The organism is Leucobacter albus (genome assembly GCF_039528015.1).
Classification (GTDB): Bacteria; Actinomycetota; Actinomycetes; order Actinomycetales; family Microbacteriaceae; genus Leucobacter; species Leucobacter albus.
In genome coordinates this window covers 193,046-217,207 of record NZ_BAAAKZ010000008.1, presented here as the reverse complement: position 1 = coordinate 217,207, position 24,162 = coordinate 193,046, and the positions used below count along the sequence as shown (strand labels likewise).

Annotated in this window: 16 protein-coding genes; 13 read left to right on the top strand and 3 right to left on the bottom strand. The window is 67.9% G+C overall.

Features of this window, described 5'->3' with window-relative positions; translation table 11 throughout:
- Positions 1–404: 404 nt before the first annotated feature.
- Positions 405–1,745, bottom strand: a complete 1,341-nt coding sequence (locus tag ABD115_RS10100; RefSeq protein WP_343960599.1) for an aminotransferase class III-fold pyridoxal phosphate-dependent enzyme — start codon at positions 1,743–1,745, stop codon at positions 405–407.
- Positions 1,746–1,790: 45 nt separating this feature from the next.
- On the opposite strand from ABD115_RS10100, the gene ABD115_RS10095 reads away from it, so the two are divergent.
- The 7 genes from ABD115_RS10095 (at position 1,791) to ABD115_RS10065 (ending at position 7,837) form a co-directional block, all read left to right on the top strand.
- Positions 1,791–2,282 carry an OsmC family protein gene (locus tag ABD115_RS10095; protein WP_343960598.1) on the top strand — a complete coding sequence of 164 codons (492 nt, stop codon included), beginning with the start codon at positions 1,791–1,793 and terminating at the stop codon, positions 2,280–2,282.
- Positions 2,283–2,323: 41 nt separating this feature from the next.
- The gene (gene metG / locus ABD115_RS10090) at positions 2,324–3,919 is read left to right on the top strand and encodes a methionine--tRNA ligase (RefSeq protein WP_343960597.1); all 1,596 of its coding nucleotides are present in this window, start codon (positions 2,324–2,326) and stop codon (positions 3,917–3,919) included.
- Complete coding sequence (locus tag ABD115_RS10085; RefSeq protein WP_382389381.1) at positions 3,916–4,914, top strand: TatD family hydrolase; 999 nt, start codon at positions 3,916–3,918, stop codon at positions 4,912–4,914. Before metG ends, ABD115_RS10085 begins: the two co-directional genes overlap by 4 nt.
- Positions 4,907–5,773, top strand: coding sequence for a 16S rRNA (adenine(1518)-N(6)/adenine(1519)-N(6))-dimethyltransferase RsmA (gene rsmA / locus ABD115_RS10080; RefSeq protein ID WP_343960596.1), 867 nt, complete (start codon positions 4,907–4,909; stop codon positions 5,771–5,773). The genes ABD115_RS10085 and rsmA overlap by 8 nt, the downstream gene beginning before the upstream one ends.
- 15 nt (positions 5,774–5,788) lie before the next feature.
- Positions 5,789–6,721 (top strand): 4-(cytidine 5'-diphospho)-2-C-methyl-D-erythritol kinase, encoded by a 933-nt coding sequence (locus ABD115_RS10075; protein WP_343960595.1) that lies wholly within the window; start codon positions 5,789–5,791, stop codon positions 6,719–6,721.
- A 138-nt stretch (positions 6,722–6,859) separates the two neighbouring features.
- Positions 6,860–7,537 carry a DsbA family oxidoreductase gene (locus ABD115_RS10070; protein WP_343960593.1) on the top strand — a complete coding sequence of 226 codons (678 nt, stop codon included), beginning with the start codon at positions 6,860–6,862 and terminating at the stop codon, positions 7,535–7,537.
- Between the two features lie 78 nt (positions 7,538–7,615).
- The gene (locus tag ABD115_RS10065; protein WP_343960592.1) at positions 7,616–7,837 is read left to right on the top strand and encodes a hypothetical protein; all 222 of its coding nucleotides are present in this window, start codon (positions 7,616–7,618) and stop codon (positions 7,835–7,837) included.
- 51 nt (positions 7,838–7,888) lie between these two features.
- Here the strand turns inward: ABD115_RS10065 and ABD115_RS10060 are convergent, their stop codons facing one another.
- Together ABD115_RS10060 and ABD115_RS10055 are read right to left on the bottom strand one after the other, a co-directional pair.
- Positions 7,889–8,509 (bottom strand): class F sortase, encoded by a 621-nt coding sequence (locus ABD115_RS10060; RefSeq protein ID WP_343960591.1) that lies wholly within the window; start codon positions 8,507–8,509, stop codon positions 7,889–7,891.
- Complete coding sequence (locus ABD115_RS10055) at positions 8,506–12,042, bottom strand: S8 family serine peptidase (RefSeq protein ID WP_343960590.1); 3,537 nt, start codon at positions 12,040–12,042, stop codon at positions 8,506–8,508. Before ABD115_RS10055 ends, ABD115_RS10060 begins: the two co-directional genes overlap by 4 nt.
- A gap of 308 nt (positions 12,043–12,350) precedes the next feature.
- Between ABD115_RS10055 and ABD115_RS10050 the strand changes: the two genes are divergently transcribed.
- The 6 genes from ABD115_RS10050 to ABD115_RS10025 are packed head-to-tail and all read left to right on the top strand — an operon-like array spanning position 12,351 to position 24,105.
- Positions 12,351–13,400, top strand: coding sequence for a heme/hemin ABC transporter substrate-binding protein (locus tag ABD115_RS10050; protein ID WP_343960589.1), 1,050 nt, complete (start codon positions 12,351–12,353; stop codon positions 13,398–13,400).
- Entirely contained in the window at positions 13,397–14,599 is a 1,203-nt protein-coding gene (locus ABD115_RS10045; protein WP_343960588.1) for a FecCD family ABC transporter permease, read from the top strand. The genes ABD115_RS10050 and ABD115_RS10045 overlap by 4 nt, the downstream gene beginning before the upstream one ends.
- Complete coding sequence (locus ABD115_RS10040; protein ID WP_343960586.1) at positions 14,596–15,489, top strand: heme ABC transporter ATP-binding protein; 894 nt, start codon at positions 14,596–14,598, stop codon at positions 15,487–15,489. Before ABD115_RS10045 ends, ABD115_RS10040 begins: the two co-directional genes overlap by 4 nt.
- Positions 15,486–16,385, top strand: a complete 900-nt coding sequence (locus ABD115_RS10035) for a hypothetical protein (RefSeq protein WP_343960585.1) — start codon at positions 15,486–15,488, stop codon at positions 16,383–16,385. The genes ABD115_RS10040 and ABD115_RS10035 overlap by 4 nt, the downstream gene beginning before the upstream one ends.
- A gap of 14 nt (positions 16,386–16,399) precedes the next feature.
- On the top strand, positions 16,400–18,820 hold the full coding sequence (locus ABD115_RS10030) for an HtaA domain-containing protein (protein ID WP_343960584.1): 2,421 nt from the start codon (positions 16,400–16,402) through the stop codon (positions 18,818–18,820).
- Between the two features lie 53 nt (positions 18,821–18,873).
- The gene (locus tag ABD115_RS10025; RefSeq protein WP_343960583.1) at positions 18,874–24,105 is read left to right on the top strand and encodes an Ig-like domain repeat protein; all 5,232 of its coding nucleotides are present in this window, start codon (positions 18,874–18,876) and stop codon (positions 24,103–24,105) included.
- The last annotated feature ends 57 nt before the right edge of the window (positions 24,106–24,162 follow it).

The window sequence follows — 24,162 nt, the reverse complement described above, 5'->3', positions numbered from 1 at the left end:
GCTTGGCGGGGGTGGGTGCTGCTTGGCGGGGGTGGGTGCTGCTTGGCGGGGGTGGGTGCTGCTTGGCGGGGGTGGGTGCTGCTTGGCGCGGGCGGGTGCTGCAGAACCGGGGGCCCTGCCTGCACAACCGGGGGTGATCTGCACAGCCAGGGGCGTTTCTGTCCCGGCGAGCCATATGTTCGGTAGATCGACCCCGATTGTGCAGGCCGGGCGCCACGGCCCCGAGCCCCGAGCCCCGGGCCCCGGGCCCCGCGCTGGTGCCAGTGCTCTGCCCCAAGCCGGACCCCAAGCCCCGCACACCGCAACAACAAGCAACCCAAAAGCACCAACAAGCCAACACACAGCTGCGGGCCAGGCGAACTGAATCGCCTGGCCCGCAGCTGTGTGTTGCGTTGGGGGAGCCCCTACGCGGTCGCGGCGAACGCCTCGCGCAGCACGCTGACGACGTCGAGCAGCAGCTCGTCGCTCATCTTCAGCGACGGCAGGAAGCGAATGGCCTCGCCGTACAGGCCAGCAGACAGCAGAATGACGCCCTGCTTGCCCGCGTAGTCGATGATGGCGTTGACGCGGTCGGCGTCGCCCTCGAGCGTGCCGGGCTTCACGATCTCGATCGCGAGCATTGCGCCCTTGCCGCGCACCTCGGCGATCGCGTCGAACTCTCCCTGCAGCTCGCGCAGCGCGCCGCCGAAGGTCTGCTCGATGCGCTTCGCCTCGGCGAGCAGCCCGAGGCTCTCGATGCGCTCGAACACGGCAACCGCAGCGGCGCACGAGACGGGGTTGCCGCCGAAGGTGCCTCCGAGGCCGCCCGGCATCGACTTGTCCATGATCTCGGCGCGGCCCGTGATGCCCGCGAGCGGCAGGCCGCCGGCGATGCCCTTGGCCGAGAGCACGATGTCGGGCTGCACGCCGAACTGCTCGATCGAGAACATGGTGCCGGTGCGGGCCATGCCGGCCTGCACCTCGTCGGCGATGAAGACGATCCCGTTCTCCTTGCACCACGCGGCGAGCGCTGGGAGGTAGCCATCGGCTGGCACGACGAAGCCGCCCTCGCCCTGAATCGGCTCGACGACGAGGCACGCGAGGTCAGCCGCGCCAGCGGTCTTCTCGAGGTGGCGAATGGTGCGGGCAGCGGCCTCGGCACCGGTCAGCCCGTCGTGCAGCGGGTGCGAGTTCGGGGCGCGGTAGATATCGCCTGCGCGCGGGCCGTAGCCGAGCGCGTAGGGGGCACCCTTGTGGTTCATGCTGCTCGTGAGCATCGTGCGGCCGTGGTAGGCGTGCTCGAGCACCGCGACGCCGGGGCGGCCGGTGAACTTGCGGGCGATCTTCACGCCGTTCTCCACGGCCTCGGCGCCCGAGTTCATGAGCAGGGTCTTGTACTCGCCGTCGCCTGGCACGTGCTCGGCGAGCAGCTCGGCGACGCGCACGTAGGGCTCGTAGGCGTTCATCGTGAAGAGCGTGTGCGTAACCTTGCCGACCTGCTCGCGCGCGGCCGCGACGACGGCCTCGTCGGTGTGGCCGATCGTGGTGACGCCAATGCCGCCGCACACATCGATGAGCTGGTTGCCGTCGACGTCGACGACAATCGAATCGTGCGCGCGGTCGATGTAGACGGGGAAGACGGTGTGGACGCCGGGTGGGATGACTCGCTGACGACGCTCGTGGATCTCGCGCGAGCGCGGGCCAGGGATCTCGGTAACGAGCTTGCGCTCCTGAGTGATTTCTGCTTCCAACATGTCTGAGGTCATGGGGCAAGCTTACTCCCGACTCCCCGGGGACTCTACGATAGGGCTATGCGAACCGAACACGAGTACGAGATCGAAGTCGAGTGGCGCGGCAACCGGGGTACCGGAACGAGCGGCTACCGCGAGTACGGCCGCGAGCTCGTGATTCGCGCCGCAGGCAAAGAGGAGCTCGAGGGCTCGGCCGACCCCACTTTCCACGGCAACCGCGACCGCTGGAACCCCGAGGAGCTGCTCGTCACCGCGCTCGCGCAGTGCCACATGCTGTCGTACCTGCACATGGCGGTGCGGGCGGGGGTCGTTGTCACCGCGTACCGCGACCGCGCGGCCGGTACGATGCGCCAAGAGGGCATGGGCGGCCAGTTCACCGAGGTGACGCTGCGGCCCGAGGTAACGGTCGCCGACGCCTCGATGGTCGACGCGGCGCGTGAGGCACACACCGATGCCTACAAGAACTGCTTCATCGCGCGCTCGGTGAATTTCCCGGTGCGCCACGAGCCCGTGATTTTGGTCGCGGGAGCACCAACCAGGCCCGCTGTGTAACACGGCAACGCGCGCTCCATCCTGGCAATAGAATGGAGCCCATGGCCCAGTCGTCTTCGTTTTCCGTCTCCACGCCGATCTTCTATGTGAATGATGCGCCCCACATCGGGCACGCGTACACGGAGGTAGCCGCCGACGTGCTCGCGCGCTGGCACCGCCAGGCGGGCGACGAGACCTTCTTCCTCACCGGCACCGACGAGCACGGCCAGAAGATTCTGCGCACGGCGACCGCGAACGGCGTCGAGCCGAAGGAGTGGGCAGACAGGCTCGTCGAGACCGCGTGGAAGCCACTGCTCGACACGATCAACATCTCGAACGACGACTTCATTCGCACGACCGACGCGCGCCACCAGGCAGGCGTCGAGACGTTCTTGCAGCGGCTCTACGACGACGGGCACGTCTACGCCGGCGAGTTCGAGGCGCTCTACTGCGTCGGGTGCGAGGAGTTCAAGCCCAAGAGCGAGATCGTCGACGGCGAGGGCGAGTTCGAGGGCCAGAAGGTCTGCGCGATTCACTCGAAGCCGCTCGAGCTGCTCCAAGAGAAGAACTACTTCTTCAAGATGAGCGCCTTCCAAGACCGGCTGCTCGCGCTCTATGAGGAGCGCCCCGATTTCGTGCAGCCCGCGAGCGCCCGCAACGAGGTCATTGCCTTCGTGCAGCAGGGGCTCGAAGACCTCTCGATCTCGCGCACCTCGTTCGACTGGGGCATTCCGATTCCGTGGGATTCGAGCCACGTCACCTACGTCTGGTTCGACGCGCTGCTGAACTACATCACCGCGCGCGGCTACGGCCAGAACCCGGCAGACCCGGCGGCAGACCTCAAGCACTGGCCAGCGGTGCAGATCGTCGGCAAAGACATTCTGCGCTTCCACGCCGTGATCTGGCCGGCGATGCTCATGGCGGCGGGGCTCGACGTGCCGACGAACGTGTTCGCGCACGGCTGGCTGCTCGTCGGCGGCGAAAAGATGTCGAAGTCGAAGCTCACCGGCATCGCGCCGAACGAGATCACCGACACGTTCGGCGCCGACGCGTTCCGCTACTACTTCTCGCGTGCCGTTTCGTTCGGCCACGACGGCTCGTTCAGCTGGGAAGACCTCGCGGCCCGCTACCAGGCGGAGCTCGCGAACGGCTTCGGCAACCTCGCGAGCCGACTGCTCGCGATGAACGTGAAGTACTTCGACGGCGTCGTGCCGCAGGCAGCGGCCGAGGAGGCGGCAGACGAGGCGATCCGCACCCTCGCCGCGAAGGCAGCGGCCAGCGCTGACGCGCACATTGAGGCCTTCGCTATTCACGAGGCGCTCTCATCGATCTGGGAGCTCGTCGACGCGCTGAACGGCTATATCACCGAGCAGCAGCCGTGGGTGCTCGCGAAAGACGAGGGCCAGCGCGAGCGACTCGGCACCGTGCTCTACACGGTGAGCGAGGGCCTGCGCGTGCTCGCGGAGCTGCTGCACCCGGTGATTCCAGAGTCGACGGGCAAGCTCTGGGCCGCGCTCGGCGCCGAGGAGACGCTCGGCGCGCTCGCCGCGCAGCCCATTCGCGAGGCCGGCGCCTGGGGGCGCCTGCCCGCCGGCGCCACCCAGCACCCGCTGCCCGTGCTGTTCCCTCGGATCGAGACCGAGGGCGACAGTAAGTGAGCCACGCAGCTGAGGGGGCGACGCCCTCGCAGGCTCCCGCGGGCGGAATTCGCAAGCGCCGCGAGGCGCCCGCGGGCCCTGGGAAGCAGACGCGCGACCTGACGCGGCCCGCGAGCCCCGAGCCGCTGCCGTTTGCGCTGTACGACAACCACACGCACCTCGAGTTCGAAGACGGCGTCGACACCCTCGACCCGCTCGACTCGCTCGCGCGTGCCGAGTCGGTCGGCGTGCGCGGCGTGGTGCAGGTCGGCACCGACCTCGAGACGAGCAGGTGGAGCGCCGAGTTCGCTGCGAACGACGCGCGCGTGCTCGCCGCGGTCGCGCTGCACCCGAACGAGGCGCCGCGGCTCGCGGCCGCAGGCAAGCTGTCTGAGCACCTCTCCGAGATCGCGAGGCTCGCAGCGCAGCCGCGCGTTCGGGCGGTCGGCGAGACCGGGCTCGATTTCTTCCGCACCGGCGAAGACGGCCGAGACGCGCAGTATGAGTCGTTCGAGACGCACATTGAGATCGCGAAGGCGAACGGGATCGCGCTGCAGATTCACGACCGTGACGCGCACGACGAGGTTGTCGCCACGCTCAGCCGCGTTGGCGCCCCCGAGCGCACGGTGTTTCACTGCTTCTCGGGCGACGCCGCGCTCGCGCGCATCTGCAACGAGCGCGGCTGGTATATGTCGTTCGCAGGCACTATGACGTTTAAGAACGCGCCCGCCCTGCGCGAGGCGCTCGAGGTCGCCAGGCCCGAGCTCGTGCTCGTCGAGACCGACGCGCCGTTTCTCACCCCCGAGCCGCTGCGCGGCCGCCCCAACGCGCCCTACCTCATGCCGCACACCGTGCGCCGCATCGCCGAGGTGACGGGGGAGCCGCTCGAAGACGTCTGCCGCCGGCTCGCGGCCAACACCGAGCGGGTCTACGGGTCGTGGGAGATGGAGCCAGGCGAAGCGCAGCCAGCAGTGCAAGCAACAGCGCAGCCAGCAGTGCGGGGCGGCAATGAGTAGCGCGCTGCTCGGCCCCGTCGAGGTTCGCGAGCTCGCGGAGCGCCTCGACGTCTCGCCGACGAAGAAGCTCGGCCAGAACTTCGTGATCGACCCGAACACGGTGCGCAAGATCGTGCGGCTCGCTGGCGTCGAGCGCGGCGAGGCCGTGATCGAGATTGGCCCCGGCCTAGGCTCGCTCACGCTCGGCATCACCGAGGTCGGGGCCGACGTCACGGCGATCGAGATCGACTCGAGGCTCGCGGCCGAGCTGCCGAACACGATTCGCGCGATGCAGCCCGAGGCCGCCGAGCGGTTCCGCGTGATCCACACCGACGCGCTCGACCTCACCGCCGCGCAGCTCGCGGCCCTCCCTGCGCCGCCGACCGCGCTCGTCGCGAACCTTCCGTACAACGTGTCGGTGCCGATACTCATGCACCTGCTCGAGCTCATCCCGGGGCTCAAGCGAGGCCTCGTGATGGTGCAGGCCGAGGTCGGCTACCGCATCGCCGCCGGCCCCGGCTCGAAGGAGTACGGATCGCCGAGCGCGAAGGCCGCCTGGTACGGCGACTGGGCGATCGCGGGCACGGTGAGCCGACGCATCTTCTGGCCCGTGCCCGGCGTCGATTCGGTGCTCGTGTCGTACGCGAAGCGCGATACGCCTCTCGGGAGCGAGGCCGAGCGCGAGCTCACCTTCGAGCTCGTGAACGCCGCGTTCGCGCAGCGCCGCAAGATGATTCGGCAGGCGCTGCAGCCCGTGCTCGGGCAGCAACACACCGTGGCGACGATCGAGGCCGCTGGCATCGCGCCCACAGCTCGCGCAGAGCAGCTGCACATCGAAGACTTCCTCGCCATCGCGCGTCACGCGCGACCGCGGAGTTAGGCTAGCGTAGGTACCATGCGGACCGACCAGCGACGATCGATCACCGTGCGTGCGCCCGGCAAGATCAACGTGTATTTCCGTGTGGGAGCCCTGCAAGACGACGGCTACCACGAGGTGGCGTCGCTGTACCAGGCGGTGTCGCTCTTCGAAGAGGTCACCGCGACGGAGTGCGACACGTTCAAGCTGCGTTTCGGCGGCCCGATCGACACCTCCGGGCTGTCGACTGACGACACGAACCTCGCGATTCGCGCGGCGAAGCTGCTCGCCGCGCACACCGGGTACGGGGGAGGGGTCGACCTCACCGTGCTGAAACGCGTGCCAATCGCCGGTGGCATGGGCGGCGGCTCGGCCGACGCCGCCGCGACCCTGCTCGCCTGCGACGAGCTCTGGGGCACCGGTCTGGGGCGCGCGGGGCTCGTCACGCTCGCCGCAGAGCTCGGGGCAGATGTGCCCTTCGCACTCGAGGGCGGCACCGCTGTCGGCACGGGCCGCGGAGACGAGCTCAGCCCGGCGCTCGCCAAGGGCACGTTTCACTGGGTGCTCGCGCTGTCGGCAGGCGGGCTGAGCACACCCGAGGTTTACAGCATGCTCGACAGGCACCGCGACGACCACCGCAGCGAGCTCGGGCAGCAACCGGAGTACGTGAAGGTTGAGACTGCGGTGTTGCAGGCCGTGCGCGTTGGCGACGCAGAGTCGCTCGCAGACTCGATGCACAACGACCTGCAGGCCGCGGCCCTCAGGCTCGCACCCGAACTGACGCAGCTGCTTGAGCTGGGGGAGTCGCGTGGCGCCCTCGCTGGCATCGTGTCGGGCTCGGGCCCGACGGTGGCGTTCTTGGTTGCGAGTGCGCAGGAGGCCTCCGAGCTGAAGTCGGTGCTCAGCCGCGCCGGTGTGAGCGCGCTCACGGTCACGGGGCCGGTGCACGGCGCGCGCATCATCGAGGGCTAGCGCGGGGGCGGATCCGCGGGCGCTGGCGCGGCTGCGGCCCCGACCCCCGACCCCCGACCCCCGGCCCAGACCCCGACCCCAGACACCGACTTTGCCGGCCGGCGGAATAGAACCCACGGCCGCTGGGTTGCAGCATGCGTGAGTAATACGATCCGCATTGACATTTGGTCAGATATCGCCTGCCCGTGGTGCTACCTCGGCGCGAACCGCTTCCGCTCGGCGGTGGCGCAGTTTCAGGCCGCGAACCCCGAGGTTGAGTTCGAGATCGAGGGGCACAGCTACGAGCTCGCCCCCGACACCCCGCTGAACTTCGACGGCAGCGAGGTCGACTTCCTCGTGAAACACAAGGGCATGCCGCGCGAGCAGGTCGAAGACATGCTCGGCCAGATGACGGCGATGGCGTCGGCCGAGGGCATCACCTTCGACTTCGACAGGGTCGCTCACACCAACACGCAGGCCGCGCACCGCGTGCTGCACCTCGCGAAGCAGCAGGGCATCTACGACGAGGTGCTCGCGCGGCTCTTCAAGGCCTACTTCGAGGAGGGCGTGAATGTCAGCGACCCCGAGCAGGTTGGCGCCGTGCTCGACGAGGTTGGGCTGAACCCCGAAGAGGTGCACGACGCGTTCGAAGACGAGAGCTTCGGCGAGGCCGTCGACCAAGACATCACACGCGCTCGCATGCTCGGGGTGACCGGTGTGCCGTTCTACCTCATCAACGAGAAGTACGGCGTTTCGGGCGCGCAGCAGCCTGAGATGTTCGTGAGCGCCTTCGAACAGGTGCTCACGCTCGAGGCCGAGGGGCGCGAGGCGGGCTGAGCCCACGCTGAGAGAACTTTTTGCCCGGGCGCGCACGCCAGGTGGCAGGCATAGAATTCACGCAGGAGAGGACCGAAGATGAACGAGACAACGACGCAGGCGACCGAGGCGTCGCCGCAGCCCATCGAACTGAACACCGGCGCGGCCGATGCTACCGGGGCCACGATGGCCGACGCGGGCATCGCGGGGGCAGCTGCCTTCGCCGGCGCTGAGACCGCCGAGATCTTGAACCTGCTCGGCGACAGTGCCGCGGGTGGCTCGTGCTGCGGCGGCAGCTGCTGCATGCCCGGCGACGCCTAAGCTACGCCCAAGCTACGCCCAAACGAATGACGCCCGGCCCCACGCCGGGCGTCATTCGTCGTTTAGCGCCCTGGCAAAGACCACCAGGTTGTCGGAAACCGTGTCGGTGCTCGCCTCGAAGAAGCACGTCACCAGCACGAGCCTGCCCGGCGCAGTCGTCCACACGTTGTCGACGTCGGCGAGGCGCTGCCTCTCGTGTCGCTCGACAGCGATGGTCTCGTACACGACCGTGCCGGTGGCGGTCTCCAGCCAAATCTCGTCGCCGGGGAGCACCCTGCTGTGCTGCGCCTCGCGGTCGACGAGGGGGTCGAACACGGCCCGGCCGTCTGCCGAAGTGTGCCCGATAAGGTACACAGTGTTGTCAGACCCTGCCCCGGGTAGGCCGTAGTCGCTCAGCCAATACGCCCGCTCAGCGTCAGGTGGGTTGAGCTCTGGCGCGCCGCCGGTCTGGAACTCGAACACCTCGCTCTGAAAGCCGAGCGCGGGAATCGTGAGCGCGTGCGGCACGGCGGCAGGGGGGAGCGGGGCGACCTCGCTGGGGGCGACTGCCCGCCGCTCGCTCGTGGGAGCATCGTTCGGTGTCGGGTTCGCGAGCTGCCAGCCACCGAAACCCAGGAGCGTCACGCCCGCGATCACCGCGATGCCCGTGAGCGCTGCGAGGGGGCGATTCACAGCTGGCCCCCGTTGCTGTCGCCCGACGCCCCGCCGGCGCCGGCCGCCGGCGCCGGGGTGGCGGGCCCAGTGGCGGGCCCAGTGCCGGGCTCCCGCCGCGTGCCAAAGAGCACGACGCCCGCCGTCGCAAGTACGACGATGGCGGCGCCGAGGAGCATCACCTGCTCTGCGGTGCTCAACCCGAAGCCTGCTTGGGCCTCGGGCTCGTTGGCGACCCGCGGCGGCGCCAGTGCCGAGATCGCGGCAGCCTCGGAGGCCGCCTGCCCGGCGACGGTGACGGCTGCCCACCCGACGAACTCATCGTCGGCGTTGGTGAAGGCGAAGCGATATTCTCCGGCACCGAGGCGCGTGATGTCGATGCGAAGCACACCCTCGTCGTTGACCCGAATCCACCCAACAGGGAGCCGCTGCGGGTAGACGTGCAAGAAGAACCAATCGCCGGGCTTCGCGCCCGGAATCGTGACGTGCGCGATGCCGTCTTTCACCTCGGCCGTGACACCGCCGGCGTTCGCCTGGGTGAGCAGGCTGGCGGCTGCGACAGGCAGCTTCGGGGTGTGCTCGGGCTTCGGTTGCGCCTGGGCAGCCGGGGCGGTCGCCGACGCGCGTGCGGGGGTGAGCGCTGGCTGGGCGGGCGGCAGAACGGCAGCGGGTGGCTTCGCCGGGCCGGTGCCGCCCGGTGTCGGCGGGGTGACGGTGGGCTCGGTCGGTACGGTGATCTCAGGCTCGGGCGCCTGAGACGCGGCCGGCCCGGCCCAGACCACCGAGTTCAGCAGCAGTTGCTGCGAGGCGGCAGACCACGTTCGCGCATCGGCTGCCGAGGTGGTTGCGTGCAGCGAAAGGTACACCTGCCTGCTGTCTTCGCGCTCGTCGACAGCAATGCCGGTGCCGAGGGGCTCGACCACCCGTGGGGCCTGTGCATCGGTCTCGTCTTGCCGCACGCCGACTGCCTCGGCGAGTGTGGTGACCTGCTCGCCCGCAAGTTCCGAGAACCAGGCGGTGAACTTTGGGCCACCCTGAGCGGTGTTCTGCAGCAGCAGTGCGCCGGGCTGCAGCGGGTCGGGGCTCAGCGCGCCGCCGGCAAAGATCGCGTGCGGGGCGGTGACGCTGTACCCCGTCGACGTGAGGGTGCGGTCGTTGGCGTGCTCCCTGACCCGCGGGTTTGCCTCGATTCGCTGCAGCTGAGCGATGCCGCTGAGCTCGCTCGAACCGAGATCGAGCCATACCATGCCAGTGTGGGCCTTCGCTGCCGCTGCTCGCGCGGCGGTGAGTTCGGCCTGGCTGAGCTCCGCCGGCGTGTCCCACACGACAGCGGAGTAACTGGCGAGCAGCCCGACGTCGGCGGGAAGCCCGTCGGCGCGGTCTGCGACGAGGCCGTTGTCTGCGAGGAGCGCTGTTGTGCGGCCCCCGCTGTCTCCGAGTACGAGCACGCGAGACTTCGCGGCTAGCCAGAAGTTCACTCGGGTATCGAGCGCTGCCTTCACCTGGGCCGGCGCCGACGTCGCATCTTGCATGCCGTCTGCGCTGACGCGAACGCGGTACTCGCCGTGCGGCAGGCCGTCGAATCGATAGCTGCCGTCGCCGGCGGTCGTGACAGAAATGGGCTGGCCGAGCAGGGCGACCGTTGCGCCGGAGATCGGAAGCTGGGTGGCGTGGTCGACGACGAGGCCTGAGATGCTCCCGACGGTGATGGGGGTGAGCGGTATTGCGAGCTTCTCGTACCCGCCGGTTGTCACGGCGATGTGTTCTGAGACGGCGCTTTCGAACCCAAACCGCTCGACGCTGAAGCGGTAGCTTCCCGGAGGCAGCGTCGCCGTGAAGATGCCGTCTGCGTCGGTGACCCAGGTCTCGCCGTGTTCGCCAAAACTCACCGAGGCCCCCGGTACCGGGGCACCTGTGCTGGCATCGACGACGCTACCGATGACACCCGAGGTGCCGATCACCTGAGAGACGGCGCGGTGCACATCGATGCGGCCGAAACCGTAGCGTGAGTCTTGCGTGGCGCCGTCAGGGTGCCACGCGGTCGACTCGAGGGCACGCTCGAGCTCGGTGACGCTCAAACCCGCCTGCGCGGAGCGCATGAGCGCGACGGCTCCGGCGACGTGCGGTGTCGCCATAGACGTGCCGGTGGAGTCGCCCCACAACCCGCCGGGCATCGCTGAGAACACTGCCACGCCGGGGGCCGAAGCATTGGGCTTGATGAAGTTTGCAGGCCACCCGTGCTCGGCTGCTACGGCAGCCGGCCAGTTCGTTGTGGCACCGCACGACCCCGCTGCGACGACATCGTTGGCGTCGGTCATGCCGACGCCGAAGGCTTCGAAAATATCTCCGGGGCTCGAGGTGCCGTTGGGCCCGCAGGGCGCGTTGCCGATTGCGATGGCGGGGAAAATGCCGGCCTTGCGCACGTTCTGGATCGGCTTGATCAGGGTCCTGTCGTACGCCCCAGAGCCGAGCGACATGTTAATGACATCGGCCGCACGACCCGCCGGTTTGCCGGTGCCGTCGTATGGCGAGACAACCCACTCGAGGGCTGCGAAGATCTTCGCGGTGCTGCCGCCGCCGCTGAGCACGTTTGCGGCCATGAGTTCTGCCTCGGGGGCGACGCCGATCTGGGTGCCAGAGGCGGCCCCGCCAACGATCGTGCCGGCGACGTGGGTGCCGTGCGAGCCGGGGTCGCTCGGCTTGCTCACGACCGGTGTGCCCGAGCGGGTGAAATTGATCCACCCGCCGGGGTAACTTGGGTCTCCCGTGTCGCGCCCGACAAGCCGACCCTGGATATCTGGGTGTGTCGCGTCGACGCCGGTGTCGAGCACCGCAACGCGCACGCCCTGCCCCCTGGCGCCAAAATCTCGCCACACCTCTTGCGCGCGAATCTTCTCGAGGCCGTACGTGAGCTGCGGCCCCTCGGCGAGCGTCGTCGCGGCTGGCACAGCTGGCGCCTCTCTCGGGGTCGGCCCCTCCTCGGCGAGCCCCTCGACCGTGTGGTTTGGCACCACCTCTGTCGCTCCGGGCAGCGCCGCAAGGGTGCGCATCGTTGCGTCGGTGAGCTCGGCTTCGACGAGCACGGCATTGGTGACCCAGAAGCGGTTGAGCACCCGCACAGAGCCGGCGCGCTCGAGCCTGTCGAGGGCCGCCTCGACGCTGCTCCAGCGAGAGTCTGCCTGCTGCTGCAGCGCCTCGGCCGCGAGCTCGGGGGAGCCCTGCGCCTCCCGAGGCACGCCGGGGTCGTCGAAGAGCACGAGGAGCTCGCCCGTGCGGGCTGCTGGGTCGACCCAGTCGGCGACGGGCTCGCTCTCTGCTGTGCCCGCTGGCGCGCTCTCGGGTGAGGGGGCGAGGAGCGTAGCGACCTCTGAGGTGATGGCCTCGTCGACCGACGCTGGGGCCGAATCGGCGCCGGCCGCGAGTGCCTGGGCGCCACCGGCTCCCACGAACGCGGCGCCGGCTTGACCCGGTACCGACACGCCGGAGAGCGGGCCGAGCAGCACGGCGCAGCCGAGCATCGCCGCGAGAGCAGAGCGGGCGAGGGGCCGTCGCATGAGGGCCCCTCGGGGGCGGTGTGTGCCTGGCTTTGAGGAAGTCACGTTTCTCCAGATGGTGGGTGGTGTGTGGTGCGCGACAGCGACTCGCGAGCCAGCGCTGGCCACATAGCGGCTCAGCGGCAGCGCCCCGAACCATAATCATCAGATCTAAGTAAGTAGAACCTAACCTACATCAGATGAAGTCTTGATTTCGACCCTTAAATAAGGTTAGCCTTACCTTCATGAGACGAATTGAGCGCGGTGTTTGCCGCGCGCATCTGCCCCGCCCGAGATCGTTGTTCAGCCTGGTTCTCGGTGGGATTCTCGTGGTATCGCTTGCCGGGTGCGCACTCCTCGTCGGCGAGAACCCCGAGATTATCGACAGCGCCGCGGCGTCGGCAGAGAGCCCGCGTCTGTTCGAAGGGCCCGACACGGCGCTGCTGAAATCTGGCGACATCACCCCGATTACGACCGAGCCCAAGCCGCAGCTGCCGGTGACTTTCACGGGGCTCGATGACGTCGCTGTAGAGATCACCGACACTAGCCGCATTCTCGCGCTCGACGGCACGGGCAGCCTCGCCTCGGTGGTGTTCGGGCTCGGCTTTGGCCCGCAAGTTGTCGGCCGAGACCTCACCACCGGCTTCGACTCCGCGAAAGATCTGCCGCTCGTGATGAACGGCCACGCGCTCAACGCAGAGTCAATTCTCGAGCTCGCGCCGACGCTCATTCTCACCGACTACAGCGTTGGCCCGTACGACGTGCAATTGCAGATGCGCAACTCTGGCATTCCCGTCGTGTTCTTCGACCCAGCGAAGAGCATCGACGACATTCCGCGGCAGATTCGAGACGTTGCGACGGCCCTCGGCGTCTCCGAGCTCGGTGAGCAGTACGTGCTCGATTTCGACCGGCGCCTGCAGGCCACGCGCGCGCAGATCGCGGAGCTCGCACCAACAGACGAAGCTGACCGGGTGCGCATGGTGTTTCTCTACATGCGCGGCCGGGCTGGCGTGTACTACATGTATGGCAACGACCCAGACGGGTCGACCGGCATCGCCGGCGTGCTCATCAAAGAACTCAACGGCATCGATGTTGCTGGTGAGCTCGGTTGGGTGAGCGGATCCCTGACCGCGGAAGGGCTCATGCGGCTCGAACCAGACCTCTACCTCATGCTTACTCTCGGTCTCGAATCGGTCGGCGGCGTCGATGGGCTGATGACCGTTCCTGGCGTCGCGCAGACCCCGGCGGGTCAGCGCCAACGCGTCGTCGACATGAGCGACTACGAGATGTTCACGTGGGGCCCGCGCACACCAGAGGTGCTCGCAGCGCTCGCGGAAGCGATCTATCGCGCACCGCTCGAGGAGGTGCGGGCCTCATGAGTCAGCAGCACACCGCGCCGCCGGGGGCGCATCGGCCGAGCCCGGAACTCCCGGAGCCACCGGAGCAGCCACGCCTCGCAGACATCACGCGTTCGGCTGGCGCGCCAGCCGAACTGCCCCGCGTTCTTGACTACGACGCACAGCCAGCTGCCCTGCCGAAGCCCCGCAAGCGCAGGGTCGCGGTGCTCTTCATCGCTCTCGGCGCCGGGCTTGTCGTGGTGACGCTGCTCTCGGCGGCACTCGGCCAGATGCAGATACCGGTCACTGAGGTCATCGGTTCGCTCTGCCGCCGAGCCGGGCTAAGCTGCGGCGCGGCACCCAGCCACCCGTTGGCCGACGCTGCCCTGTGGGAGGTACGCTTCCCGCGCGTCGTGCTCGGCGTGTTCGTCGGCGCCGCGCTCGCCGCAGCGGGCGCAATCATGCAGGGCGTTTTCGGCAACCCGCTCGCAGACCCCGGCATCGTCGGCGTCTCGTCGGGCGCCGCGATGGGTGCGAGCCTGATGATCGTGACCGGGCTCGCGGCTGGGAGCAGCTTCGCGCTCCCGATCGGGGCATTTGTGACAGGCACGCTGACCGCCATGCTCATCTATTCGATGGCGCGCTCGCGCGGCCGCACCCAGGTGGTCACCCTGATTCTCGTTGGCGTCGCAGTGAACGCGTTCTGCGGCGCAGCGCTCGCGCTCATGACATTTGCCGCAGATATGAACCAGCGCGAACAGATCGTCTTCTGGCAGATGGGCAGTCTCGCCGGCGCGCTCTGGGACGCGGTCGCGACCGTGCTACCGCTGCTCGTCGTCGGCCTCGTGTTGGCGTTTGGCATCGCGGGCAAGCTCGATCTGCTCAGCCTGGGAGACGACGCCGCACGGCATCTCGGGGTGAACATCGAGCGGCTGCGCATCTACGCCATTGCGATTGTTGCGGTGCTCACCGCGGCTGCGGTTGCGTTCGCTGGCATTATCGGCTTCGTCGGGCTCGTGGTGCCGCACCTGATTCGCATGCTCGTTGGGCCAGGCCACAAGGTGCTCGTGCCGGCCAGCGCGCTCGGCGGCGCGCTGCTACTCGTACTCGCTGACACCTTTGCGCGCACCGCTGTGCCCTACGCAGAGCTGCCGCTCGGCATGATCACGGCGCTCATCGGCGGGCCCTTCTTCTTCATTCTCATCAAGCGCTCGCGCACGAAGAACGGTGGCTGGCTGTGAGCGCGCTGCAGCGCCTCGGGCGCTCACTCACCGCGCCAGCGCGCCCCGCTCTCGGCGAGATTGTCGTGCGCGCAGTCGACGTGTCGATCGCGCTCGGCGGCACCGAGATCGTACGCGGGGTGAGCTGCGAGGTGCGCGCCGGCGAAGTGCTCGCGATCATCGGCCCCAACGGAGCCGGAAAATCGACGCTGCTCGGCGCGCTCGCGGGCGACCTGAGCTACGGCGGCTCGATCGAGCTGGAGGGCCGCGAGGTCAAGGACTACCCGAACAGGGAGCTCGCCCTGCGACGTGCGGTGCTCCGACAAACCAGCACGATCGCGTTTCCGTTTGACGTGGTCGACGTCGTAAAGATGGGGCGCGCGCCGTGGCAGTCGATCACCTCGGTCGCAGAAGACGACAGGGTGATCGCCCAAGAAATGCTGCGCAGCGACACCTTCCGATTCGCAGATCGCAACTTCACGTCGCTCTCTGGCGGCGAGCGAGCACGAGTGTCGCTCGCCCGCGCGCTTGCGCAGCGCACAACCCTGTTGCTGCTCGACGAACCGACCGCGGCCCTCGACATCAACTATCAGGAGCAGGTGCTCGCGGTCGCCAGACAGTCTGCCAGGCGCGGCAACGCCGTGATCGTTGTGCTGCACGATCTGGGCGCCGCCGCTGCATACGCAGATCAGGTGCTGCTGCTCGCAGACGGTGCGATGCAGGCCGCGGGCACCCCGGGCGAGGTAATGACCGCCGAGCGGCTGAGCGAGGTCTACCGTCACCCGGTGCGAGTGCTGCCCGAGCACGACGGGTCTCTCCTCATCGTGCCAGTGCGCTTTGCAGACGAACCACCGGGCGACCCAACCCAGCAACCCCCCGAGACAACCGCAGAAAGCGAGACTTCACCATGAACGCGCCCCAGATTGTGCTGCCCGGCCCGGGTCGGCGTGTCTTCGCAAGCATCGCGGCGGCGCTTCTGCTCGCCGCGAGCGCAATCGTGCTGCTTGCACAACCGGCCCACGCTGCTGCGAGGGTCGACGTGTCGCAGAGCCCCAACGCCGGCGAACCCACCACGGTGACAATCTCTGGCAGCGGCTTCCAGTACCAGCCCAACGCGCCGGGAGGCGTGTACGTGTTCTTCGGGGCAGTGGCTGACCCGGCGACGAACTCGTGGACCCCCAGCCAGGGCGGAAAATCTGGCACAAGCTTCGGGTACGCCTCGACCCCGGGATCAACACTGCTCGTCGCGTTCCAGGGCGGCGACTCCGCGGAGGCCGCGAACGCGATGATTCTGCCAGACGGCACCTGGTCGGCGCAGATGACAATTCCCGGGAGCAGCTTCAGCTCGAGCTCAGGCAACCCGCACGAGGGTGAAGCCGTCGAGGGCGCGACGATCGACTGCCTGCGCGTGCAGTGCGGCATCATCACGATCGGTGCGCACGGCATGCTCAACGCGAACAACGAGTCGTTCACTCCGGTCGGCTTCCGCACAGCAAGCGGGGAGGTGCGTTCGGGTACCGGCGCGCAGAGCTTTACCGACGATGCGACGGTGCTCGATCTCGGGGCAGACACCCAGGCAGGTGCGCCGAACGAGGCAGCGCCCGCTCCGACCCCGGAGCAGTCTCAGGCGAACCCGCGGGGCTCCGGAACCAGTGAGACGCAGGTGCCAGCCGTTACCGGGAGCACAATCGCGGTCTTCTCCGTGCTCGGCGGAGCCCTGCTCATCTTGCTCGGCACAATCGTCGTGGTCGTCGTTCGACGCAGGCGCGCAGGGGCCGAAGCACTCTCAGAATCGATACAACAGTGAGGAGCGTAGACGCAATGACACGACTACGGACAGCGGGGCCGGTGCGCCGGTGGTTGGCCGGGGGAGCGCTCGCCGCGCTGCTATTGCCGGCAGCTGTAGCGGCGCAGGCAGCGCCCGCGATCGCCGCAGAACCGGCGCCGGCGACGACAGCCCAGGTGACAGGCGGCGACCTCAAATGGGGCGTGCGCAGCTCGATTCGCAACTATCTCGAGACCTTCGGGCACACCGCGGGGTGGGTTGCGGCCTACTCGGGCGCTTCGTATTCCGCGAAAGACGGCTACGCCACCTTCCCCGCGGTGGCGGGCGGAACGGTCGACGCCGCCGCTGGCACTGCAAACCTGTCGTTCGCAGGCCAGTTCGAAATGTACGGGTTTGGCGAGGACTGGCTGTATTTCGAAGACGTGCGGCTTGAGGTCGCGGGCGGAACAGCAAATGTCGTGGTGGATCTCATCGAGAGCTACAACGTGAAGACTCGAACTGACGACATCACCCTTGCGACATTTCAGCTCGAACCAAACGCGCTGAAGGTTGACGAATCGGGCAAGCTCACGCTCACGACAGGAAAGGGTAAGTTCCCAGAAGACATCGCGACGGTGCACCTGCCGTCGTACGGCGGCCCCACGTATGCTGCGCCGAACGACTGGACCGACCCGTTCACGCTCAACCTCACGCTCGCGACCGACGGCGAACCCGGAGGGCCCGGCGAACCGGGCGGCCCCGGCGAGCCCGGTGGGCCGGGTGAGCCGGGTGGCCCTGGGGCCGAGAGCGGCCCGTATGGCACCAGCACGGGCAAGCCATACGCAGACACGCCGGCCACTATCAGGGTGACCCCGGGCTACGCTGTCAACGCGAACGCTCCGACAACGCTGCTTGTCGAAGGGTTTGGGTTTGACCCGGGCCCGCCGGCTGAGGCGGGCACGAACTCGGGCGGCATCTATGTCGGGTTCGGCACGATGAAAGACCAAGACAACCCCGAGAAGTGGCGCCGCAGCAAGGGCGGCTCGAGCGGCCCGGTCGGTGTCGCTGACTACACCTACGGTGCCCCCGCGTTCGTTGCGAACCAGAACAGCAAAGACGGCGACGTCGCGAACGCGATGATGGATGCGAACGGTCGGTGGTCGTTCGAACTCAGCCTGCCGGGCAGCGTGATACCTGATTTCTTCGGGGGTTCGATCGACTGCCTCGAAACGCAGTGCGGCATCTTCTCGTTTGGGGCGCACGGCGCGGTGAAGGCGCAGAACGAAGCATATGTTCCGGTCTTCTTCACCGGTCAAGACGAAACCAACTGGCCCGATCGCGACGATGACGACGGCACAGTCGTCATCCCTGGCGTGCCAGAGCGGCCGACAGCCCCGCCAACGCTGCCGAAGAAAGCAGAGCTGACGGAGGGCAACCGCGGCGAGGTGCAGGTGCTGGCCATTGCGCAGCGAACCCTCACCGTGCACGTTGGGCCCGAGAACGCGAATACCTGGGTAGGCGTCGCGACGTACGGCGACCCCCGCTTCCTCGACTGGTTCCTCGTACCGACGAACGGGCGCATCAGCGTACCGCTGCCGGGCGATATCGCCGACGGGGCGTACTCGCTCGCGGTCGTCGACGCCGAGTCGGCGCTTGTTGGGTGGGCGAACTACACGCTGAGCACCGTGCCAGACGACCCGCGGCCTCCGACGGAGACCGGCAAGGGCAAGCCGAACGGCACGAGCACGGGCAAGAACCCGAGCTCGGGTGCTGAGATGACGGTGACCCCCGCGAAGTCGCTTGCCGACCGCGACCAAAAGGTCACCCTGACTGGCAAGGGCTTCCCGACGAGTAACCGCGGTGACAACTTCGGCGGCGTTTACCTGATGTTCGGGTGGGTCGACAAGATGCCCGGCCAGGGCGGTTCGTTTGCGCAGGGAGATTACGCCTACGCAGACGGGGCTGGCATCTACCAGCAAATGGTGAACTACCCGGGCAACACGACTGAGCCGACAGCGCCGACCATGGATAAGAACGGGAACTGGGAGTCGGAGTTTCTCGTCTACGGCTCGAAGTTCACGAGCGCCAACGGTGCAACGGTGGATTGCTACAAGGTACAGTGCGGCGTCTTCACGCTCGGGGCGCACGGCAAGGTGAACGCCGACGCCGAGGTGTTCACGCCCGTCTACTTCGATGAAAACACCGACATCAACCCGAACACACGCCCAGAGCAGCCGAACAAACCCCCGGTGCAGAACAACCCGAACGCGCTGAACGACCCGAAGCTGAACGGCGGTGCCGCGGTCAACGGCGGCCTCGCGGCGATTTCGGCCGGGCCGTCTGACGGCCGCACGGCGCTCATCGCTGGCGTGCTGCTGCTGAGCTTCGGGCTGCTCGGGGCCACCCTGCTCAGGCGCGAGCGCGCCCGTGCTGAACAGGCATCTGCGCTGCGCGCCGGCACGCTGTGCGAGCGCTGAGCACCTTGCTCACGCACAACATTCTTGAACCAACACACAAGCAAAGGAAGATCATGAATCGACTTCGAGGAACCGGGGGTGGGCTGCGCAGGCGGCTTGTCGCGGGCGCCGCGCTCGGTACCGCGGCGACGCTCGCGTTCGGCGGGCTGGTGACAAGCCCAGCCTTCGCGGCACCCGGCGGCACGGCGACGGGCACCGGCACAAATCAGTCGGGTCGCACAATCACGATGAGTGTGACCCCGGGTGAGGGGCTGAACCCCGACACCGAAACGACGCTCGAGCTGAGCGGAACGAACTTCGCGACGGTCAACGGCTGGGGGCAGAACTTCGGTGGCGCCTACCTGCTCTTTGGCGTTGTCAACCCGAAGAACCCCGCAGACCCGGGCAGCTGGGCTCCGAGCAAGGGCGGCGCGAGCGGCGCGAACTACGACTACGCGCCGGGCGCGGGTATCAACCAGTCGATGGTGAGTTACCCGGGAAACACCTCGGAGCCAGGCTCACCCATGATGGATAGCAGCGGGAACTGGGCGGGCTCTTTGACGATTCCCGGAGCGCAGTTTACGAGCCAGGGCGGCAACCCCATTGACTGCCTCGTGCAGCAGTGCGGCGTCATTGCGATCGGTGCCCACGGGGCGCAGCAGGCGGGTGTTGAGGTCTTCACCCCCGTCACGTTTGCGACCCCCGGCGCGCCGGCAACACAGACCACCACAACCCTCGCGGCCGCGGCCCCAGCAACGGGCGCGATCAAGGGCGAGACTGAGGTAGCGCTGTCGGCGACGGTATCGCCCGAATCCGCGGCGGGAACCGTCGAGTTCCTTGCGGGTGAGGCCGTAGTCGGCTCTGCAGCCGTCGAGTCAGGCACCGCGAAGCTCGTCACGAAAGATCTGCCGGCGGGAGCGAGCGTGCTCTCGGCGCGGTTCGTGCCAGCAAACGACTCGGAGTTTGCCGCCTCGCAGTCAAGCGACAGCCCCGCGCGAACCGTGCGTGTCATCGATACGGCGCGCGCTGTCGCTGACATCAACGTTGGCGCTGCGGCAGAGAACATCACGGGCGCTGAGCTTGCATGGTCGGTAACCAACATCGCGGCGACCGGCGTCAACGCGCACAAGAAGTCTGTGATTTCTGGTGACGTCACCCTCACCGAAGCGGCAGCTGACGCCGAGCGCGACTTCGTGTTCACTGGCGGCTCTGGCGAGCGCGACGAGGCAGGCAACACCGAGATTCGTTTCACCGGCTCGATTCAGCTTGCCTCCCGCACGAACGACTCGCAGCGTGTGGTGCTCACGAACCCCGTGCTGCGGGCGAACGCTGCGGGCGACGGCTACATCACCGCCGACCTCTCGGGGAGCGCTCCGAGCGGGCAGCTCGCCGAGGCGGCTGGCGTGACGATCGCCGTGGTGCGCGGTGTGACCGCTGAGACCGATGGCGGGAAGACAAGCTTCTCCGTCACACCACTGTGGGAGGGGCAGACAGCCGCGGGCACGTGGGCCGGTGACTTCACCGCGTCGTTCCCGAACGAGTTCGTCGTGCGGTTGGACGCCGCACTCCGGCCAGATTTCTACCAGGGTGGCAGCGGATCGGCGCAGCAGGCGAAGGCACCACGTGCGATCTCGGTGAGCTACACCTCGACAGCTGTGAAGCCCGACCCCGAGCCGACCGGCTCGTCGACAGGCACCCCACTCGAGGGCACATCGTCGTACATCGTCGTCGAGCCCGGGGAGCAGCTGCGCGTCGGAGCGGCGACGCAACTCACCGTGAAGGGCTATGGCTTCGACCCGGGCCCCGCGGTCGAGCCGGGCACGGGCCAGGGCGGGATCTACGTTGGCTTTGGCACGATGAAAGACCAGCAGGATACCGAGAAGTGGCGTCGAAGCAAGGGCGGCCAGAGCGGCCCCGTCGGGTTCGGCGACTACACCTACGGTGCACCGATCTTTGTCGCACACCAGAACACCGGTGACGGTGGCGTGGCCGATGGCGTCATGAATGCCGACGGCAGCTGGACGGCAAAGCTCACCGTTCCAGGCTCATCGGTGCCCAGTTTCTTCGGTGACACGATCGACTGCGTCGACAACCAGTGCGGGGTCTTCTCCTTTGGGGCGCACGGAGCGGTGAAGGCGCAAAACGAGGCCTACACTCCGGTGTACTTCGCGGGGCAGACCGCTCCGGAGCCGCAACCAGAGCCGGCTGTGGAAACAGCGACCGAGCTCGCGGGCCAGCCTCTCGGCGATTACCCAACTGACTTCGCCGGCGAAGCGGTTACCGTCACAGCGAGCCTCGAGCCCAAGGGAGCAACCGGGTCGGTCGAGTTCTTCGCGGGCGAGACCAGCCTCGGGGCCGCCCCTGTCGCCGACGGTTCCGCGACACTCGAGACTAAGAAATTTGTCGGCGGAGCGCACGAGGTAACCGCGGTGTTCACACCGACCGATGCGAAGGCATTCGAGGGGTCGACCTCGGCCCCGCGCACGTTCCGCATCGTTGATCTTGCGCCTGCTGTCGCAGAGTTCGCGATCGGGGCTCCCGTCAAGGAGATTACCGATGGCATGCTCAAGTGGTCGGTCGCGAACTTCGTGAGCTTCGGCTCCGGGCCGAAGAAGTCGGTTCTCGGGGGCGACGCCATTTTGGCCGCCGACGGCGACTTCTGGTTTGAAAACGGTCGCGGTGTGCAAGACGCCGCGGGCAACCGGGTGATCTCGTTCGCGGCCGAAGTTCGCCTGACCTCAGGCACCATGCCAGAGTGGAACTTCCGTGACCCGAAGGTGTACGTGAATGCGGCAGGCGACGGCTACATCACCGCAGTTGTCGACGGGGAATACCGCGGCAGCATGGTGGGCGGCAGCGACACCAGCTACGGCCCGACCCGCGTCACGGTGTCGACGTTTACTGGCGCCGACATCGGCGGCTCAGCAGGCGCGATTGAGCTGAGCGCGACCCCGCTGTTCGAAGGCCAGGTCGCTGCTGGCACCTGGACCGGAGACTACACGGGCGCGACGTTCACGAGTGCGTTCCTGCGGCACATTCACGCCGGAGTGCGGTCGTTCTTCGTGCAGTCGGGAGCGAGCTCCGACCCGAGCAAGGCCGCACGGCCGATCGCCATGGAGTTCTCGGAGCGGGAGATTCCTGCCCCGTTGCTCGAGGCGAGCCCCATCACCGATCTCGACCGCGCAGGTGCAACGGTGCGGGTCACCGGCACCGACTTCGACACCTCTGGTAAGCCGAGCTACCCGGGCGCGCCCGACGCTCCCGCCGGCGTGTACGTCTCGCTCGGGTGGGTCTCGAACGACGGCTGGAAGCCGTCTGAGGGAGCAGCCTCTGGAAGCCGTGCGGCCGTCGCAACGCGATGGGTGCAGGAGAGCGAGGAGACTGGCGACCAGTACATCAAGTGGACGAAGAACGCACTCGGTCGCGCGAGCTTCGAGTTCGAGTTCTCAGACGTCTCGTACGCCGACGTGCTTGCAAAGAAGCCCGCGACAGGAGATTACCGCCTCGCGGTGTTCTCGCTGGGAGCAGGCGGAGTGAAGCAGGCGATGAACGAATTCGCCATCGACGTGGCCTTTGCGCCGGCACAGTCGACGGTCACCAACGTGACGCCGCAAGCGCTGGGCGACTTCCCAACCGACTTCGCGGGGAAGCCGATCGCGATCACCGCTGAGGTGGCCCCGGCGGTTGCCGGGTCCGTGGAGTTCGTGGCGGGCGACGCATCGCTCGGCACCGTAGAGGTGACCGATGGCACCGCGACGCTCACCTCTGACGCGCTGCGCGGCGGCGCGAACGAGGTCACCGCGGTCTTCACTCCGGCCGATGCCGAGCTCTACGAGGGCTCCGTCTCCGCTCCGCAGACCTTCCGAGTCGTCGACACGACACGTGCCGTGGCAGATATCACCGTCGGGGCACCCGTTGAGAAGATCACCGGTGCGAACTTCGGGTGGTCGATTGCGAACTACTTCAGCAGCTTCGGGTATGCCTTCGGTAAGGAGGCGGTTGGCGACAACGTCACCGTTCCCGCCGAGATTCCCGGCGACAAGGAGGCAAACTCGAACCGGTTGTTCACGTTCTCGAATGGAACTGGAACGCGCGATGCCGCGGGCAACAGCGTGATTGAATTCACCGGCGCCGCCCGGTTGACATCGGGCGAGGCGAGCGAGTGGAACTTCGCACAGCCGCAGGTGCACCTGAACGCGGCCGGCGACGGTTACGTCACCGCCGAATTCTCGGGGTACTTCAAGCTCGCTGGGCTTGGTGAGTTTGATTACGAGCCCAAGCGTGTGACCGTCGCAACCTTCACAGGTGGGCAGCTGCAGCAGACCGATGGGCTCGCGCAGCTCACCGTCGCCCCCATGTGGGAGGGACAGGTCGCAGCCGGCACCTGGGCGGGGGAGTTCACCGGGTCGTTCCCGGCCGAGTTCACCTCGCTGCTGCACTCGGGGATCCGCTCGTTCTTCTACCAGACCGGTACGACCGGAGCGAACTTGACGAAGCCCGCGCAACCGATCACGCTCGCCTTCACCGCGGGGAGCGCACCCGCGATCACCGCGCAGCCCAAGGCCGTGTCGGTCACCGCTGGCGAGGGAGCCGCGTTCGCGGTAACCGCAACCGGCACCCCGGCACCGACCGCGCAGTGGCAGCGACTCGCGCCAGGCAGCACTGACTGGAGCGACGTGGCAGGCGCGACCGGTTCGGAGCTGGCTCTCGAGAGCGTCGACCGCGCAGACACCGGCAGTCAGTTCCGCGCGGTGCTGACGAACGCCTTCGGCTCGGTCACCTCGAGCGCTGTCGCGCTCACCGTGCTGCCGGCGAAGCCGGGCACCGTTCCGACCGCTCCGACGCTCACGGCCGACAACGCCGGTAACCTGAAGCTTGTGTCGATCGACGGCCGCCGGGTTACCGTCGACGTCGGCGCCGAGCACGCTAACACGTGGGTCGGGGTCACGCTGCACTCGACGCCGACGTTCCTCGGGTGGTTCCTCGCCGATGCCACGGGCAGGCTCGTGGCAGATATGCCGGCAGACGCCTCTGGGAAGCATCAGCTGTCATTCGTCACTGAGGCGGGCGACACGATCGGCTGGGTCGCCGTGACCCTCGGGTCGGGCGAAGTCACGCCCCCAGGCGACAAGCCCGACGGGGGCAAGCAGCCCGGCGGTGCTCCAAACGGCCCGAACCAGCCGCTGTCGAAGACGGGCGCAGATGTTGCCCCACTCGCCCTTGTGGGCGGGGCGGCGCTGCTGCTTGTCGCCGGTCTGGTGACGGTTGCAGCCGCGCGGCGACGCGCAGGCCACCGGGCCCAGTAACCGATGCTGCGGGGGCGACGCCCCCGCAGCCGGGTGGCCACTCGTTCAGCGAGTGGC